At 70.6% G+C, this 17,482-nt stretch carries 15 protein-coding genes; 11 read left to right on the top strand and 4 right to left on the bottom strand.

Annotation, left to right across the window (positions count from 1 at the left end):
- The first annotated feature begins 209 nt into the window (after positions 1-209).
- The 7 genes from BXA11_RS14935 (at position 210) to BXA11_RS14905 (ending at position 7,816) form a co-directional block, all read left to right on the top strand.
- Entirely contained in the window at positions 210-1,016 is an 807-nt protein-coding gene (locus tag BXA11_RS14935) for a single-stranded DNA-binding protein (protein ID WP_076435015.1), read from the top strand.
- Between the two features lie 222 nt (positions 1,017-1,238).
- The gene (locus BXA11_RS14930; RefSeq protein WP_076435014.1) at positions 1,239-2,291 is read left to right on the top strand and encodes a maleylacetate reductase; all 1,053 of its coding nucleotides are present in this window, start codon (positions 1,239-1,241) and stop codon (positions 2,289-2,291) included.
- Complete coding sequence (locus BXA11_RS14925) at positions 2,288-3,226, top strand: dioxygenase family protein (protein WP_143734275.1); 939 nt, start codon at positions 2,288-2,290, stop codon at positions 3,224-3,226. The genes BXA11_RS14930 and BXA11_RS14925 overlap by 4 nt, the downstream gene beginning before the upstream one ends.
- A 312-nt stretch (positions 3,227-3,538) precedes the next feature.
- Positions 3,539-4,132 (top strand): pyridoxamine 5'-phosphate oxidase family protein, encoded by a 594-nt coding sequence (locus BXA11_RS14920; RefSeq protein WP_076435012.1) that lies wholly within the window; start codon positions 3,539-3,541, stop codon positions 4,130-4,132.
- A gap of 199 nt (positions 4,133-4,331) precedes the next feature.
- The gene (locus tag BXA11_RS14915; protein WP_076435011.1) at positions 4,332-5,633 is read left to right on the top strand and encodes a GGDEF domain-containing protein; all 1,302 of its coding nucleotides are present in this window, start codon (positions 4,332-4,334) and stop codon (positions 5,631-5,633) included.
- A gap of 10 nt (positions 5,634-5,643) precedes the next feature.
- The gene (gene ettA / locus BXA11_RS14910) at positions 5,644-7,308 is read left to right on the top strand and encodes an energy-dependent translational throttle protein EttA (protein WP_076435010.1); all 1,665 of its coding nucleotides are present in this window, start codon (positions 5,644-5,646) and stop codon (positions 7,306-7,308) included.
- 70 nt (positions 7,309-7,378) lie between these two features.
- Positions 7,379-7,816, top strand: a complete 438-nt coding sequence (locus BXA11_RS14905; protein ID WP_239105193.1) for an acyl-CoA thioesterase — start codon at positions 7,379-7,381, stop codon at positions 7,814-7,816.
- Positions 7,817-7,866: 50 nt separating this feature from the next.
- On the opposite strand, the gene BXA11_RS14900 is transcribed toward BXA11_RS14905, so the two are convergent.
- The 4 genes from BXA11_RS14900 to BXA11_RS14885 all read right to left on the bottom strand — a co-directional run bounded on the left by BXA11_RS14900 (position 7,867) and on the right by BXA11_RS14885 (position 11,818).
- Positions 7,867-9,417: a glycoside hydrolase family 13 protein gene (locus BXA11_RS14900; RefSeq protein WP_076435009.1), complete on the bottom strand. Its 1,551-nt coding sequence runs from the start codon at positions 9,415-9,417 to the stop codon at positions 7,867-7,869.
- Between the two features lie 30 nt (positions 9,418-9,447).
- Positions 9,448-9,831, bottom strand: coding sequence for a globin (locus BXA11_RS14895; RefSeq protein ID WP_030509618.1), 384 nt, complete (start codon positions 9,829-9,831; stop codon positions 9,448-9,450).
- Positions 9,832-9,865: 34 nt separating this feature from the next.
- Positions 9,866-10,834 carry a mechanosensitive ion channel family protein gene (locus BXA11_RS14890; protein WP_239105192.1) on the bottom strand — a complete coding sequence of 323 codons (969 nt, stop codon included), beginning with the start codon at positions 10,832-10,834 and terminating at the stop codon, positions 9,866-9,868.
- 723 nt (positions 10,835-11,557) lie between these two features.
- Positions 11,558-11,818, bottom strand: a complete 261-nt coding sequence (locus tag BXA11_RS14885) for a hypothetical protein (RefSeq protein ID WP_030509616.1) — start codon at positions 11,816-11,818, stop codon at positions 11,558-11,560.
- 335 nt (positions 11,819-12,153) lie between these two features.
- Here BXA11_RS14885 and BXA11_RS14880 point away from each other — a divergent pair, with 335 nt between their 5' ends.
- From BXA11_RS14880 to purU, 4 genes are all read left to right on the top strand, one after another.
- Positions 12,154-13,743, top strand: a complete 1,590-nt coding sequence (locus BXA11_RS14880) for an NsdA family TPR-like regulatory protein (RefSeq protein ID WP_076435007.1) — start codon at positions 12,154-12,156, stop codon at positions 13,741-13,743.
- 21 nt (positions 13,744-13,764) lie between these two features.
- Positions 13,765-14,331, top strand: a complete 567-nt coding sequence (locus BXA11_RS14875) for a GNAT family N-acetyltransferase (RefSeq protein ID WP_239105191.1) — start codon at positions 13,765-13,767, stop codon at positions 14,329-14,331.
- Positions 14,332-14,482: 151 nt separating this feature from the next.
- The gene (locus BXA11_RS14870; protein ID WP_083744243.1) at positions 14,483-16,504 is read left to right on the top strand and encodes a tetratricopeptide repeat protein; all 2,022 of its coding nucleotides are present in this window, start codon (positions 14,483-14,485) and stop codon (positions 16,502-16,504) included.
- Positions 16,505-16,630: 126 nt separating this feature from the next.
- Entirely contained in the window at positions 16,631-17,479 is an 849-nt protein-coding gene (purU, locus tag BXA11_RS14865) for a formyltetrahydrofolate deformylase (protein ID WP_076435006.1), read from the top strand.
- Positions 17,480-17,482 lie beyond the last annotated feature (3 nt).

The following is a 17,482-nucleotide window of genomic DNA, read 5'->3' as shown; positions in this document are numbered from 1 at the left end:
GACGCGCCGCCCTGCGCCGCCCCGCGCCGGACGTCCTGCCCCGCGCCGGACGTCCCGCCCCCCGCTCCCGGTCGAGCGGGGCGGCCCCGGAGCGTTGTCCACAGGCGTGGCTTCATCCACAGAACGGGTTTCTGGCCCGTGAGGCGGTGCGATGCGCGGCCAGTGTGTCCCCCGAGCCCGGCGAGTGACCGGGCCGGGGAGGCACTTCGATGAACGACATCTACGTCACGCTGAGCGGGAACGTCACCGACGATCCCCGGCAGTATCAGTTCCGCGACGGCTCGCGTGTCACCTCGATGCGGATGGCCGTCAACAGGCGCGTCCTCGACCAGCAGACCAACACCTGGCAGACCAGGGACACCACCTACTACACCGTGCGCTGCTACCGCGGGCTGGCGGACAACGTGCAGCAGTCGATCCGCAGGGGACACCCGGTCGTGGTGTACGGCAAGTTGCGGATCAAGCAGTTCGAGCGCGACGGCGAGCAGCGGTTCTGGGCGGAGATCGAGGCCAGTTCGGTGGGCCATGACCTGAAGTGGGGCATCGCCACGTTCGAGAAGCCGATCCGGGCCTACTCGGCGGGCGCGCCGAGCGACGGCGAGCGCCACGCGATGGAAGACGCAACGCGGGAATGGGAGCTGACCGCTCCCAGCGGTTCCAGCGGGCCAAGCGGGCTCAGTGGGCTCAGTGCGGCGTCCGTCGCCGGCGGAGACGACGAGGCGTTCGATGCCCTCGTCGGCGCGCGGGGCGCGAACGACGCGGCTTCGTCGGTGGCCGGAACGCCGGCGGCCGCCGGAGCCTGGCAGGGCGACGAGGCGCCGCGGACCGGCGGCGCGGGGGAGATCGACGCCGAGGAAGGCACAACAGGAAGCACGACGGACGCGGCCTCGGACGGGGAGATGGACGCGGCCTCGGACGGGGCGACGGACGCGGCCTCGGACGGGGCGACGGACCCGGAGCGTGCCGTGCGGGACAACGGCGACGCCGCCTGGCTCCCGCCCGCGCTGGCGGCCTAGTGGGGTGTCCACGGGCCTCACGTGCCTCACGGGCCTTGGCCGGGTCGGTCCCTGTCCTGAAATCACCGATCTGTACTATGACCGGGCCAAACTTCGAGAGACAGAGGAGTCAGGCGTGCTGCTGGTCTGCCCCGACGCGTACATCGCCCGGCGTGCGATGAGCCTGCCCGACGATCCGGCCGGCACCCTGCGCGCGGCGGGGCCGAAGCCGCTGGGGCGGGCATGAGGTTCGTCCACGAGACGCTGCCGCAGCGCGTCGTCTTCGCCTCCGGCGCCTCGCCGGAGGCGGTCGCCGAGGAGGTCTCCCTCCTCGGCGCCCGGCGGGCCATGCTGATCGCCTCCGGCCGCGCGGCCGCGCTCGCCGACCCGATCGCGGCACGGCTGCCGGTCGTGCTGCGGCATGAGGAGGTCGTCATGCACGTCCCGGTCGAGGTGGCCGGACGGGCGCGGACGGCCGCCGCGGCAGCCGAGGCCGACGTCGTGGTCACCGTGGGCGGAGGCTCCGCCACCGGACTGGGCAAGGCCGTCGCCATGATGACCGGCCTGCCGGTCATCGCCGTCCCGACCACCTACGCCGGCTCCGAGGCGACCAACGTCTGGGGCCTGACCGAGGGCGGGACCAAGACCACCGGCGTCGACGACAAGGTGCTGCCGCGCTCGATCGTCTACGACGCCGGGCTGCTCACCTCGCTGCCCGCCGACATGAGCGTGGCGTCGGGGCTCAACGCGCTGGCCCACTGCGTCGACTCGATGTGGGGACCGCGAGCGGACCCGGTCGACCGGGCACTGGCGGGCGAGGGCGTCCGCGCCCTGGCCGCCGGGCTGCCCGTCGTCGCGGCGGACAGCGGCGCGATCGAGGGCATCGAACAGACGCTGTACGGCGCCTACCTCGCCGCGGTGGCGTTCGCGTCGGCCGGCTCGGGGCTGCACCACAAGATCTGCCACGTGCTCGGCGGCATGTTCGATCTGCCCCACGCGCAGACCCACGCCGTCGTGCTCCCGCACGTGCTGGCCTTCAATGCTCCGAGCGCGCCCGAGGCCGAGCGGCGCATCGCGGCGGCCTTCGGCGCCGCCACCGCCGTCGGAGGGCTGGCGGCGCTGCGGGCGGAGGTCGGCGCCCCCCGTGCGCTGAAGGACTATGGAATGCCCGAGGAAGGCATCGCCAAGGCGGTCGCGCCGATCATGGCCGCCCTACCGGCAGGCAACCCGACCCTCGTGACCGAAGAGAACCTCACCGCGCTGTTGCGTGCCGCGTGGGAAGGAGAGCGTCGATGAGCATCCACGTGAACCCGGGATCGGCCCAGGCCGGCGCTCAGGGCCGCGTCCACCGGGAGATCGATCCCGGGCAGGAGGCCGTCGAGGCCAAGCTGGTCGAGAACGTCGTCGCCTCCTTCGCCGACTGCCCGGACCCGCGGCTGAAGGAGCTGATGGTCGCACTGGTCAAGCACCTGCACGCTTTCATCCGCGAGGTGCGGCTGACCGAGCAGGAGTGGGGCGCCGCGATCGACTTCCTCACCAGGGCCGGTCACATCACCGACGACGTGCGTCAGGAGTTCATCCTGCTGTCGGACACCCTCGGCGCCTCGATGCAGACCATCAACGTCAACAACGCGGCCTACAAGGACGCCACGGAGGCGACGGTCTTCGGCCCGTTCTTCGTCGGGGACGCCCCGCACGTCGAGCTGGGCGGCGATGTCGCCTTCGGCGCGCCCGGAGAGCCGTGCTGGGTCGAGGGCACGGTGACCGACACCGACGGCAACCCGCTCCCGGGCGCGCGCATCGAGGTCTGGGAGGCCGACGAGGCCGGCCTCTATGACGTGCAGTACGACGGGGGCAAGCGCACCGCGCGCGGCCACCTGTTCTCGGCCGAGGACGGCGGTTACCGGTTCTGGGCGCTGACCCCGACGCCCTATCCGATCCCGGACGACGGCCCGGTCGGGCAGATGCTCACCGCGGTCGGCCGATCCCCGCTGCGGGCAGCGCACCTGCACTTCATGGTCAGCCACGACAACGGGCGCACGCTGGTGACGCACATCTTCCCCGAGGGCGACCCGATCGGCTGGAACGACTCCGTCTTCGGAGTCAAGGAGTCGCTGATCAAGAAGTTCGAGCGGCAGCCGTCCGGCACTCCGATCCCTGACGGGCGAACGATCGAGGGCACCTGGAGCAAGGTGCGATTCGACATCGTGCTCGCCCCGCCGGGCGTCTGACGGGCGTTGTCGTCTTCACCCCGCCGGGCGTCTGACGGGCGTTCTCGTCTTAACCCCCGCCCGGCGCGTGACGGGCGTCCTCGTCTCGAAACCCGGGCGTCTTCGTCTTGAGACCCTGCCGAGGGCTTCGACCTTCGGGACCCGGAGCCGTCTCCGCTCCCACGCCCGCGTTCCCACGCCCGCGTTCCCACGCCCGCGTTCCCACGCCCGCGTTCCCACGCTCCCACGCCTCCCGCTCCCACTGGGCTGTCCGCTCTGCCGCTGGGCCTCCGCGCCCGTGTTCTGCGGGATCATCCCGGCCATACTCGGGGTATGGGGAAGAGCTATGAGCGAATAGACGGGAGATTGCGTGCCTTCATCGAGGCGCAGCACATCTTCTTCACCGCGACCGCGCCGCTGGACGGCGAGGGCACCGTCAACCTTTCACCCAAGGGCCTGACCGGCTCGTTCGCCGTGATCGACGAACTCACCGTGGCCTACCTGGACTTCGCCGGCAGCAACGCCGAGACGATCGCCCACCTGCGCGAGAACGGCCGCATCACCCTGATGTGGTGCGCCTTCGACGGCCCTCCTGCCATCGTGCGGGTGCACGGTCGCGGAGAGCCGGTCTTCCGCGACGATCCACGGTGGGCCGGGCTGATGCGCTACTTCCCGGACGTCGACCCGAGCCGGCACGGCCTGCGGGCGATCATCGTCGTGACCGCCGAGAAGATCCGTGACACGTGCGGGTACGCCGTCCCGTTCATGACCTATGAAGGGGACCGCCCGCTGCACGGGTCGCGGTTCGAACGCGAGACCGACGAGTCGCTCGACGCGTACTTCCACAAGAAGGAGCACGTCACGACCAGTATCGACGGCCTGCCGGGGCTGCCTCTGCCGCTGCCGCCGCTTCCCCGCACCACATAGCATTCGGTGGGCGAAGCCGGCCTGCTCGCCGCCCCAGGACGACGCGAAGCCCGGGTCAGGCAATCCGCCGCAGATGCGCGTCTAGCCCATCAGATGCAGATGGCCATCGTGTCAAGGTAGCGGTTCCCGTCGCGCATCGCACACTCCGCAACTATTGTGTTACTCATCGTGAGATTGGCTTCGGCCACTGGGGGGCGGGATGACGGCAACCGGTCAGACCTCGACCAGACCGCGAAGCGCGATCTGCTCGCGAAACCGCTGGCCGCTGCTGGCCCAGCCGCCCGCCCTCGTGTCCTATGTGTGCGCGATCGTGGCGTTCGATGCGGTCCTGATCGCGGTGCTGGCGAAGTCGACCGCGTTCCACGCTCCCCATCTCGCCATGTTCGGGGCGCTCACCGTGTGCGGTGCGGTGTGCATCGAGGCCACCCGCCGCCTCGGCATGCCGGCCGGTGTGTCCCGTGACCTGCTGTCCGCCTGGTGGTTGCCGGTGGCGTTCCTGCTTCCGCCGGTCTACGCCCTGCTCGCGCCCATACCGATGCAGATCCTGCTCCAGCTCAGGGTCCGGGCGACCGTGCTGTACCGCCGCGTGTTCAGCGCGGCGGCGATCGGGCTCGCGGCGGCGTCCGCCTCGGCCGTCTTCCACCGCTGGGTCCCCTTCCCCACGGATCTGTCCGCGGGGAAGGGGGAGCCGATCGCGGTCGCGGCGGCCTGCGCGGTCCTGTTCACGGTGCTCAACACCGCGCTGATCGCGGTCGCGGCGCACGCGTCCGACCCGGAGACCCGCTGGGGCGAGGTTCTGTGGGACCGCGAGCGCGTCCTGCTCGACGCGGTCGAGCTCTGCCTCGGTGTGCTCGTCGCCGTCGTCTGCGGCCTCAACCTGGCGCTGCTGCTGCTCGTGCTGCCGCCCGTCGTGCTGCTGCAGCGAAGCCTGCTGCACGCCCAGCTCCAGGCCGCGGCCCGTACGGACCCGAAGACGGGCCTGCTGAACGCGGCCGCCTGGCAGCGGGAGGCGGACACGGAGATCGTCAGGGCCCAGCGGACCGGGGACGCCCTCGCGCTGGTCCTGGTGGACATCGACCACTTCAAGAAGGTCAACGACACCTACGGCCACCTGGTGGGCGACCAGGTCCTCGCCCAGGTGGCCGCCACCCTCCGTACGCAGCTGCGCGAGTACGACGTGGTGGGGCGGTTCGGCGGCGAGGAGTTCGTCGTGCTGCTGCCCGGCGCCGACGTGCACGAGGCGAGGCGGGTGGCCGAGCGGCTCCGCGCCCGGGTGGGCCGGATGGTGGTCCCCGCCGAGCAGGCGACGGTCACGGTCACGGTCTCCGCCGGGGTGGCCATCATGAACGTCCACGGTGAGGACCTGATCGAGCTGCTGGCCGCCGCCGACCTCGCCCTCTACCGCGCGAAAGAGCTCGGCAGGGACAGGGTCTGTCTCCCTGCCGCCCCAGTGGCCCCACCTCCCCGCAGCGCGGACGGCGCTGCCGGTGCGATCCCCTAGGCTTGAAGGCATGCCGGAGTACATCTACACGTTGCAGCGCGTGCGCAAAGCGCACGGTGACAAGGTGGTTCTCGACGACGTCACGCTGTCGTTCCTGCCAGGGGCCAAGATCGGTGTCCTGGGCCCGAACGGCACGGGCAAGTCGACGCTGCTCAAGATGATGGCGGGGCTGGAGCAGCCGTCCAACGGCGAGGCCCGGCTGATGCCCGGCTTCACGGTCGGCATCCTGCTGCAGGAGCCGTCGCTCAACGAGTCGAAGACCGTCCTCGGGAACGTCGAGGAGGGCGTCGCCGAGACCAAGGCGATGCTCGACCGGTTCAACGAGATCGCCGAGCAGATGGCCACCGACTACAGCGACGAGCTGCTGGAGGAGATGGGCCGCCTGCAGGACGCGCTCGACCACCGCAACGCGTGGGACCTCGACAGCCAGCTCGAACAGGCCATGGACGCGCTGCGCTGCCCGCCGCCCGACGCCGAGGTGACCAAGCTCAGCGGTGGCGAGCGGCGCCGGGTCGCGCTGTGCAAGCTGCTGCTGGAGCAGCCCGACCTGCTGCTGCTCGACGAGCCCACCAACCACCTCGACGCAGAGAGCGTGCAGTGGCTGGAGCAGCACCTGGAGAAGTACCCCGGCACCGTCCTGGCCGTCACCCACGACCGCTACTTCCTCGACAACGTGGCCGGCTGGATCCTCGAGCTCGACCGCGGCCGGTGCTACGCCTACGAGGGCAACTACTCCACCTACCTGGAGGCCAAGGCCGCGCGTCTGAAGGTCGAGGGCCAGAAGGACGTCAAGCGCAAGAAGCGCCTGGAGGAGGAGTTGGAGTGGGTGCGCTCCAACGCGCGCGCCCGCCAGACCAAGAGCCGCGCCCGTCTCCAGCGCTACGAGGAGATGGCCGCCGAAGCCGACAAGTACCGCAAGCTCGACTTCGAGGAGATCCAGATCCCGCCGGGCCCCCGCCTGGGCACGACGGTCATCCGGGCCGAGAAGCTGAGCAAGGGCTTCGGCGACCGGCTGCTCATGGACGAGCTGTCCTTCGACCTGCCGCGCAACGGCATCGTCGGCATCATCGGCCCGAACGGCGTCGGCAAGACCACGCTGTTCCGGATGATCACGGGGTCCGAGACTCCGGACACCGGGTCCATCACGGTCGGCGATACCGTCAAGATCTCCTACGTGGATCAGAGCAGGGCCGGGATCGAGCCGAACAAGAACGTCTGGCAGGTCGTCTCCGACGGGCTCGACCACATCAAGGTCGGCAACGTCGAGATGCCCTCCCGGGCGTACGTCGCGGCGTTCGGCTTCAAGGGCCCCGACCAGCAGAAGCTCGCGGGCATCCTGTCCGGCGGCGAGCGCAACCGGCTCAACCTCGCGCTCACCCTCAAGCAGGGCGGCAACGTGCTGCTCCTGGACGAGCCCACCAACGACCTCGACACCGAGACGCTGTCCAGCCTGGAGAACGCGCTGCTCGACTTCCCGGGCTGCGCCGTGATCACCTCGCACGACCGGTGGTTCCTCGACCGCATCGCCACCCACATCCTGGCGTGGGAAGAGGGCTCGAACTGGTTCTGGTTCGAGGGCAACTACGCCGACTACGAGAAGAACAAGGTCGAGCGGCTGGGCGCGGACGCCGCCCGCCCGCACCGCGTCACCTACCGCAAGCTCACCCGCGACTGAGCGAGTCCACTTCCGCGGGCCTCCGTGCCCCGCCGCCGGGCGGGGGACGGAGGCCCGTTAGGTTTGACCGGTGACCGAGCTACGCCATCCTCCAGAGCAGCTGACCCGCTTCGTCTTCGAGCGCAAGGTGCGCTTCGCCGACATCGACAGCTTCGGTCACGTCAACAACGTCCGCTTCCTCGACTACCTCGAGGACGCGCGGGTGTCGATGCTGTGGGAGCGGCCCCGTGAGATCGACGGCCGCCGGCAGGACCTGGTGGTCGCCCGGCACGAGATCGACTACCGGCGGCCCCTGACCTTCCGCGCCGATCCCGTGCGCGTCGAAGTGTGGGTCACCGAGATCTCCCGGGTGCGTTTCACCCTCGCGTACGAGATCCGCGACGACGAGACGCTCTACGCCGAGGCGCGCACCGTCATGGTCGCCTACGACGCCACGGCGGCCCGCCCCCGCAGGCTCGACGAGGACGAGCTGGCGTATCTCAAGCAGTTCTTCGCCGTCGCTCCGTGACCGGCCACGGCGGCCGGAGCCGGCGGCCGGTCCGGAGAGACGGGGCGGGATCAGCCGGTGAGCAGCCAGGCCGCCGTGTCGGCGGGAAGGGCGGTGCCGTCGAGCGGGCCGCTGGTGATCAGCACCTGGTCGTGGGGCGGGAGCGCGACGGCGCCCTCGCCGCAGTTGATCACACAGATCAGGCGGCCCCGCTGGAAGAGCAGCGTCTCCTCCGGCGACTCCAGCCAGGTGATCGCGTCGGGCAGCGTGCCGCGCAGCTCCCGCCGCGTCTGCAGCACCCGGCGGTAGAACCAGAGCGTCGAGGACGGGTCGGCCGCCTGCCGTTCGGCCGTGAGGTCTGTCCAGTCGGCCGGCTGCGGCAGCCACGATCCGCCGGACCCGAAGCCGTACGGCCGCTCGGTGCCCGACCAGGGCAGCGGCACCCGGCAGCCGTCGCGGCCCGGCACCTCGCCGTTCGACCGGGCGAAGATCGGGTCCTGGCGCGCCTCCGGAGGCAGGTCGGTGACCTCGGGCAGCCCGAGCTCCTCACCCTGGTACAGGTACGCCGACCCCGGCAGGGCGAGCATGGCGAGCAGCGCGGCGCGGGCCCGTGCCAGACCGGCCCCCGGGTCGAGGGACCCCTGGCCATAGCGGGTCACGTGCCGTACGACGTCGTGGTTCGACAGCACCCAGGTCGGTGAGGCGACGGCCTTGAGGGTGTCGTCGATGACCTTCCTGAAGGCCGTGGCCGACCAGGGGGCCTCCAGCCAGGCGAAGTTGAAGCTCTGGTGCAGCTCGTCGGGCCGCACGTACAACGCGAGGTCCTCGGCCGAGTCGGTCCAGACCTCGCCGACGGCGACGCGGGTGCCGGGATAGGAGTCGAGCACCCGCCGCCAGTCGCGATAGATGTCGTGCACCTCCGGCCGGCTCCAGATCGGCGACCTGGAGGTGAAGCCCGGGTCGGTGTCGGGCAGCCCCTCCGCCTTGATCAGGCCCATTGCGACGTCGATCCGGAAGCCGTCCACCCCCCGGTCGAGCCAGAACCGCAGGACGTCGAGGAACTCCTCCCGCACCTCGGGGTTGCGCCAGTTGAAGTCGGGCTGCTCGGGCGCGAACAGGTGGAGGTACCACTGCCCGTCGGGCACCTGGGTCCACGCCGGGCCGCCGAAGGTCGACAGCCAGTTGTTCGGCTCTCCGTGGCCGCTTCCACCGCCCTCGGGGCCGCCGTCCCTGAACATGTACCGCTCGCGCTCCTGGGAGCCCCTGGGGGACGCCAGGGCCTTCTGGAACCACGGGTGGGCCGACGAGCTGTGGTTCGGCACGATGTCCACCATCAGCCGCAGGCCGTGCGCGTGCGCGTCGGCGACCAGGTCGTCGAAATCGGCCAGCGACCCGAACAACGGATCGACGTCGCGGTAGTCCGCCACGTCGTAGCCGCCGTCGGCCATGGGGGAGGGATAGAAGGGGGTCAGCCAGATCGCGTCGACGCCGAGCTCGGCGAGGTACGGCAGGCGGTCGCGGATTCCCGCCAGGTCGCCCGTACCGTCGCCGGAGGCGTCGGCGAAACTGCGGACGTAGATCTCATAGACAACGGCATCACGCCACCAGGGGGTTGTTTCCATGAGTCTTGGGCTGCCCGCTGCTTCCGTTACTTATGCGTTGACCATGCTGTGGGCGGCGTAGACGAGGTAGTCCCACAGCTCCTTCTCGCGCTCGGCCGGCAGGCCGAGGGAACGCACGGCGTCGCCCATATGCCTGAGCCAGGCGTCTCGTGCCGCCTCGTCGACGACGAACGGCACGTGCCGCATCCGCAGCCGGGGATGGCCGCGCCGCTCGCTGTAGGTCCTCGGGCCGCCCCAGTACTGGATGAGGAACAGGCGCAACCGCTCCTCCGCGCCGCTGAGGTCCTCCTCGGGGTACATCGGGCGCAACAGGGGGTCTTCCGCGACGCCCTCGTAGAACCGGCGGACGAGGCGCTCGAAGGCCTCCTCGCCGCCGACCGCGTCGTAGAAGGACAGGGTCTGCTCGCTGGTCACGGTTTCAGCCTAAGACAGTTACCGATCGGTAAGGTCAGGCGGCGAAGGTGAGGCTCTTCTCGTCGAAGGCCCGTTTCACCCGCAGGCGCAGCTCGCGGGCGACCTCCAGGTGCCGCGCCGGCACGGTCTTCGCGCTGATCCGGAAGATGACGGACGAGCCCGAGACCGACTCCAGGCCGAAGACCTGCGGTTCCTCGACGATGACCGTGTCCCGGTACTCCGGGTCCTCCCACATGTCGTGTGCGAGGCCGTTCAGCAGCTCGCGGACCGTCGCCACGTCGCTGTCGTACGGCACCGGCACGTCCACCAGGGCCCTCGACCAGCCCTGCGACTCGTTGCCGATCCGGGTGATCGTGCCGTTGCGCACGTACCAGACCTTGCCGTCGGAGTCGCGCAGGCGGGTGATGCGGAGCGTGACGGCCTCCACCGTGCCGACGGCCACCCCGGTGTCGATCACGTCGCCCACGCCGTACTGGTCCTCCAGCAGCATGAACATGCCGGCGATGAAGTCCTTGACGAGCTCCTGGGCGCCGAAGCCGACCGCCACTCCGATGATGCCGACGCTCGTGAGCAGCGGCGCCAGCTCGACCCCGAGCTTCGCGAAGATCATCAATGCCGCGGTGCCCAGGATCACGACGGACGCGAGGCTCCGCAGCACCGAGCCCATCGTCTCGGCGCGTGCCCTGCGGCGCTCCGTCATGATCGCCGCCGCTGCCTCCGTGCTCGTCAGCACGCTCTTGCCGCGCAGCCGTTCCGGCAGCACGCCGACGCTGGCCCGCACGGTGAGCCGGGTGATCAGCCGGTGCACGACGTTCCTGACGACCAGCGCTCCGGCCAGGATGAGGGCGATCAGCAGCAGCACGTCCACGATGCCCGCCACGAGCTGCACCCAGGCGGGGAAGTCCTTCTCCGGAAAGGCGCTGTTCAGGACGGTGCAGAAGATGCCGTCGTTGTTGTCACACGCCTTCGCCACCTGCTGGCCGATCACATCGAGATCCGGCACGGTCGGCTCTGGGGTGGGCGTTGCGGGCGACAGTGGTAACACGAGGTGGATCCCCCCCGGATCGGATCAGCGGCAGTTCTTGAACGTAGCCAATACTGCCGACTGATCCGGCCTCCGTCACATCGCCGGGGAAGACGGAAGCGCGTCCCGTCCGGGGCCGCGGAGGGCGGACCGGACACGCTCCAGTGACGGTGTGGCAGGACGCGGGCGCGCACCCGGAAGCGCGCTCGACGCCCTTCTCCAAGTGGGGATCCCCCCCGATCGCCGCCCGGCCCCACCTGCTCGACAGGGCCGGACGGCGGTCCATGGCGACCGGCGATCCGGTCGGTCCGCCCGCGAGACGCGGACGGGTCGGGGCGGGCGGGACGCCGCAGCGTCGCCGTCGCACCGGGGCGGCGTGACGGCCACGCTCCGCACCGGGCGTCCTGCCCGCCCCCCAGGTCGTGTCTGACAGATCATGGCCCTGCTGTGCGTGGCCCAGGCGGCGCCTCGCTGCGTTCTCGCCCCACCCACGAAGATTGCTCGCAAGCTCACAATCTCCGCGGGGGCCGGAATCGTCGCCCATAGCTCCGCTATGGGCTCCTCCTCCGCCTTGCGATGCATCCACCTGGATCCACGCTCGACGGGCAGCATCTGTCAGACACTCCCCAAGGCCGCGGTGGATGCGGCGGCCCACGGCGACTGCGCTTTCGCCGGCTTTCATCTCGGGGCCGCCGCCTTCCCCTACTCGCTCACCGCGGCAAGCACGCGGGCCACCTTCGTGGCCGCTCCGGCGGGGTCGTCCGCCCGGTGCATCCGCTCACCCCAGGACCACCAGTAGTCGGCCGCCTGACAGACGACGTTCTCCGTGAGGCTCGTCGCGTCGGGGTTGATCACGCGTACGTAGGCGCGGCCCGACGGTGTGCGCACGACTCGCGCGAGCAGACCCCGCGCATCGAGTTCGGCCACCAGATGTTCGAGGCGCCGGAAATCGTCCTCCCCCACCGTAGGTCCTCCTTCATTTCCGTTCGCGGGCGGAATGCGTACTTTGCGTTCCCGTCTGTTCACTCTGGTGCGCCAAAGATGGCTCACAGAAGTGCTCGGGTCAACGAGGGCGAGAAGCCGCTGAGGTGGAGGAAAACCCATGTTGGTTGAAAGAAAACCCCTATCGGGAGACGATCCTTAGTCGGCACGTTCAGGTTGGGGGCTTGGCTGCGCCAACTATGGTCCATCATTATGGTGTCGGCGGAGTGCGACGAGTAAGTCACTCTCCGTCACGAAGCGAGGACCGCTCGAGACCACGGGCTGCGACTGCGGCCGGCCACGAGAGAGGGGCCGGAATGTCCGGCAGGCAACACAGGGAGACGGAGATCGCGCGCCGGATCCGGGCGCGGGGCCTGGCCACCGGGCGCAGCCTGGCCCAGATCGCCGAGGAAATCCACAACGACTGCGGGCCGCAGTTCGGCACGACTCGGATCAAGGCGCATCGCCTCTCGCACGGGGTGGCGCTCGCCGATGTGATCGAGCAGGTACGCGCTCTCTTCGAGAAGGACGGAAAAGCCGTCCCCGGCATCGGTGAGACGCTACTGTCCGCGTACGAGTCGGGCATGAAGCGGCCCGGCCCGGAGTATCTCCACTACCTGTGCTCGGTCTACCGGGTGGAACCCCTGGCCCTCGGGTTCGAAAGCCCGTGCATCTGCGGCCACGGACATCTGGCCGAATCAGGTGGCGGGGCAGCAGACCAGGACAGACCTATCACTTCACCCGCTCCGTGGGGTGCGCCGCCCCCGTCGGGCGGCGGCACCCATCCGGTGGACGGGGGCGAGGAGGACGAGAACGTGCTACGGAGGACGCTGTTGAAGCTCCTCGCCGGCGGCACCGTCGGGGCGGTTGGGCTCGAAGGGCTCAACGAAGAGGTGCTCGGCGCGGTGGAGAACCTCCGCCGGCGGATGGACGAGACGATGGTCGCCGCCACCGTCTCGCCGGCGATGCTCGACCAGTGGGAGCAGGCCACGTTCGGCTTCGGGCGGCAGTACATGAACACCCCGCCCGTACGACTGCTCTGCGACGTCATGCTGGAGTTCACCGCCGTACGCAAGGCCCTGGACCGCCGGCAGCCCATCGACGTGCAGGAGCGGCTGTGCCGGATGGCCGCCCAACTGGCCGGGCTCTCGGGGATGATCATGATCGACCTCGGGGACCAGCGGATGGCCCGCTCGTTCTTCCGCACCGGCCGGATGGCGGCGGACGAGACCGGCGACCGGGCCCTGCGAGCCTGGGTCACCGCCCGCGAGGCGCTGGTCCCGCTCTACTACGGCGACCCGCGTGAGGCGCTCACGCTGGCGAAGAAGAGCCGCGACCTGGCCGGCCACACCCCTTGTGCGGCGCGGACCATGGCGCCCGTCGTCGAGGCGAGGGCGCTGGCGAAGATCGCCGGTGTCAACGGCTCGCGGCACGAGGTGGTCGAGCAGGCCAAGCGGGCCCTGCACCGTGCGCGGGCGGCCTTCCAGCAGATGAACGACAGCGACCGGGAGGACCCGGCGTTCGGCTACACCGAGCGGCAGCTCTACTTCTACCAGGGCGACGTCCTGGTGAAGCTGGGGCAGACGGTGGAGGCCGACGTGATCCTGCAGCAGGCGCTCGACAAGTACACCGACGAGGACCTGCTCGACCAGACCCTGATCCGGTTCGACCGGGCGATGTGCCGGCTCATCGACGGCGACGTCGAGGCCGCGCTCAAGCTGGGCGAGGAGGCCATCGAGCTGGTCGACAAGGACTACCGGACCGACCTGCTGCTCAAACCGGCGTACGACCTGGTGAAGGAGGTCAGGGCCAAGCACGGCGACTCGCCCCGGCTCCAGGCCTTCTGCGAGATGCTCAAGCAGAGCCGGGTCACGATCCCGCCGGAGCTGCTCCGGGACGCCGGGTGACGTGGGTACCGAGGAGGACGTGTGGCAGGAGACGCGCTGGCGGGAGATCTCGAGCCGGGAGATCCCGTGAGAGGCGGGGAGAGCGGGCCCGCGCCGCTGAGGATCCGGCGATACCGCTGGTCCGACCTCGACGCGGTGTGGTCCCTCCATCAGATCGGCCTGGCCCAGGTGGGCGTGGTGCCGGGTGACGGCGTCTACTACGACGACGACTTCCCCCGGATCACCGAGGTCTACCTGACCGCGGGGGGCGACTTCCTGGTGGGGGAGGTGCCCGGGGTGGGGCTCGTGGCGATGGGCGGCCTGCGGCGCATCGACGCCGACACGGCCGAGATGTGCCGGCTCCGGGTCCACCCCGATCACCAGCGGCGCGGCTACGGCGGGCGGATCACGCAGGAGCTTGAGGATCGGGCGCGCGGGCTGGGCTACAGGACGTTGCGCGGCGACACCACCTTGCGTCAGGTCGCCGCGCTGGAGCTCTACCGCAAATCCGGGTGGCGGGAGCTGCGGCGCGAGGTACGTGGCGACAACGTGGTGATTTACATCGAGAAGCAGCTGAATTCCGTAGTCTCGCCACTTTTCTCCCGATAGATAATGCTTCCATCCCTTGGCGGACAGCTGATCCCTGCGAATACTTGTGCCTTGTCCGCAAGAGTGGGGAAAGAGGCATGATGAAGAAGATCATTATCCGCAAGCCGGGAACGACCAAGCTCAGCGGCACCTCGAGCGTGATCCACAAGGGGTGAGGGACCACCCGAGCCACATCTGGGTCCGGGGAGACCTCTCCCGGGACCGCGTGGCGGCCCTTCGCGCGCTCGTCCGGGAGGTGCCGCCTCCTGTGGCGCCCGTCGTCAACGGGCACCGCCGGCTACGCGGTCCGTACACGATCGGTGGCGCGATCCTGCGTGCCCTCGTCCCGGTCGCCTTGGAGCGTTCCCCGGGCCTGGTGGCGGAACACGACATCGAGATCCGCGCCGTCGCACCGAGCCTGCGCCCTGTGGTGCCGGCGCGGCGGCAGACCATCGAGGCCCGCCTGACCGAGGACGAGCGGATTCTGGTGCCCGCGCCGCGTCGCACGCTGCGAATCGCCAACGGGATCGCCGAGTTCGTCCGCGACTGCCTCGAAGGGCCGCGGACGCTGCTCGTGGACAATCTGCACGAGGCGGATCCGGCCGACCGCGAGCTGCTGCGCGTCCTGGCGCGCCGGGTGCCGGATCTGACCCTGGCCATCGGCTCTGCGGAGCCTCCGGGGGAGAGCACGGGGGAGGGCGCGCGGCTGGTGGAGGCGCGGGCCCAGGGCGGGCCGCCCGACGACTACGTCGCCTCGGACTGTACCTCCGACGACCCCCGGGCCTACCGCGCGTACCTGTCGCTGCCGCCGGAGGAACGCGCGCGCCGGCACGGCCGCCGCGCCGCCGAGCTCAGGGCCCACCCCGCGGCGGCGGAGCACGCCCTGGGCGCCGTGCCGTACCACCTGGAGCACGGCGGCGACGTGGACGCGGCGGTGCAGGCCCTGTGGGCCGCGGTGGACCACTGCGTCACCGAGGGCTTTCTGCACGCGGTCGTGGAGCTGGGGTCGCGCGGCCTGCGGCTGGTGGAGCCGGGGTCCGACCTGTGGTGGCGCTTCACCCACCGCACCGCGACCGCCCTGGCGGGGCTGGGCCGGCGGGCACACGCGCAGGAGCTGTACGACCAGGCCCGGAGGGTCAGCGTCGATCCGGCCGTGCACGCCGCCGCCGCGTACGGCACGGCGATGCTCGACGCGCGCGACCGCGATCCGGCGCGGCGCGACCTGGCCAGGGCCAGAGCCTGGATCAACGAGGCGATAGCGATCTCCACGCTGCTGCCCGACCGGCGGACGCGGGCCTTCAAGCTCGGGTTCGACCAGAACGGCCGTGCGCTGATCGAGCTGCGGGAGGGGCGGGCCGACGAGGCGCTCGGCCTGGTGCGGTCGGCCATCGACCTGGCCGAGTGTGACCTTCCGCCGCAGGCCCACCCCGTGCACCGGATGGTGCTGTTCGCCAACCGCGCGCAGCTTCTCGCGCGCCTGGGCCGCGGGGAGGAGGCGCTGGCCGACCTCGACCGTGCCGTCGCGATCGACCCCGGCTTCCCCGACCACTATCTCGACCGGGGCAACCTGCTGTTCGAGATGGGACGTACGGACGAGGCGCTGGCGGACTACGAGACGGCGATGCGGGTGAGCCCGCCGCTGCCCGAGGCGTACTACAACCGGGCGGAGCTGCGCCTGGCCGCCGGGGATCTGGACGGCGCCCGCGCCGACCTCGACCACGTGATCGAGCTCGACCCCGGCTACCTCGACGCGTACGTCAACCGGGCCGGCGTGCTGGAGATGCTCGGCGAGCACGAAGCCGCCAGGCGCGACGTCGAGGCGGGGCTCGCCCTCGACCCCGGCAACGCGCACCTGCACGGCGTGCTCGGGCAGCTGGAGACCGAGGCGGGCCGCTACGCGGAGGCCGCCCTGGCCTTCGACGCGGCGCTGGCCACCGACGCCCGCCTGGCCTCGGCCTGGGCGAACCGCGCGACCCTGCGGTTCGAGACCGGCGACGCGCCGGGCGCCGTCGACGACCTGACCCGGGCGATCGAGCTGGGTGAGGACGCGGCGCTGTACTTCAACCGGGCCACCGCGCTCGACGCGCTCGGCCGCGGCAGGGAGGCGCTGCTCGATCTGCGCCGTGCGCTGGCCCTGGCCCCCGACGACCCCGACGTGCGCGCGGCGCTGGAGCGGCACGAGAAGGCGGGATGAGGCGAGGGAGCGCTCACGGCGGCCGGCCGGCCGGTTGTCCGCCGTCTTCGTCTCCACCGGCCCGCGCCCGCTGACCGGCTGGCCCTACCCTTGAAGCCGACACCGTCCCCCGTCGAGGATCTGAGCATGAGCGCTGAATATGTGCTGACCCTGTCCTGTCCGGACCGGCCCGGAGTGGTCGCGGCCGTCTCCGGGCTGCTGGCCGGGAAGGGGTGCAACATCATCGAGAGCCAGCAGTTCGGCGACCCGGTCGAGGAGCGGTTCTTCATGCGCGTGCAGTTCTCCAGCGGGCGCGCCTTCGACGAGCTGCAGGCCGCGTTCGCCTCGCTCGCGTCGGAGTTCGCCATGGAGTTCCAGCTTTTCGACCTCGCGGTGCGGACGCGGGCGCTGGTGCTCGTCAGCCGGTTCGACCACTGTCTCAACGACCTGCTCTACCGGGTGCGCTCGGGCCTGCTGCCCATCGAGATCGTGGGCGTCTCGTCCAACCACCCCGACCTGCGCCCCCTCACCCAGTCGTACGGCGTGGACTATCACCACCTGCCGGTCACCGCGGAGACCAAGCCGCGGCAGGAGGCGGAGATCCTCACGCTGGTCGACCACTATCAGGCCGACCTGGTCGTGCTCGCCCGCTACATGCAGGTGCTCTCACAGGAGATGTGCGCCAAGCTCGCCGGGCGCATGATCAACATCCACCACTCGTTCCTGCCGTCGTTCAAGGGTGCCAAGCCGTACCACCAGGCGTACTCCCGGGGCGTGAAGTTGATCGGCGCCACGGCGCACTACGTGACGCCCGACCTCGACGAGGGGCCGATCATCGAGCAGGAGGTCGCGCGGGTGAACCACACCCACTCACCCGAGGACCTCGCCGCGATCGGCCGTGACCTCGAATGCCAGGCGCTGGCCCGGGCCGTCCGCTGGCACGCGGAGCACCGCGTGCTGCTGGACGGCCACAAGACCGTCATCTTCCCGCGCTGACCT

It is taken from the genome of Microbispora rosea, assembly GCF_900156315.1.
GTDB classification, from domain to species: Bacteria; Actinomycetota; Actinomycetes; order Streptosporangiales; family Streptosporangiaceae; genus Microbispora; species Microbispora rosea.
The sequence above is the reverse complement of the archived record's forward strand: the minus strand, read 5'-3'. Positions and strand labels throughout refer to the sequence as shown.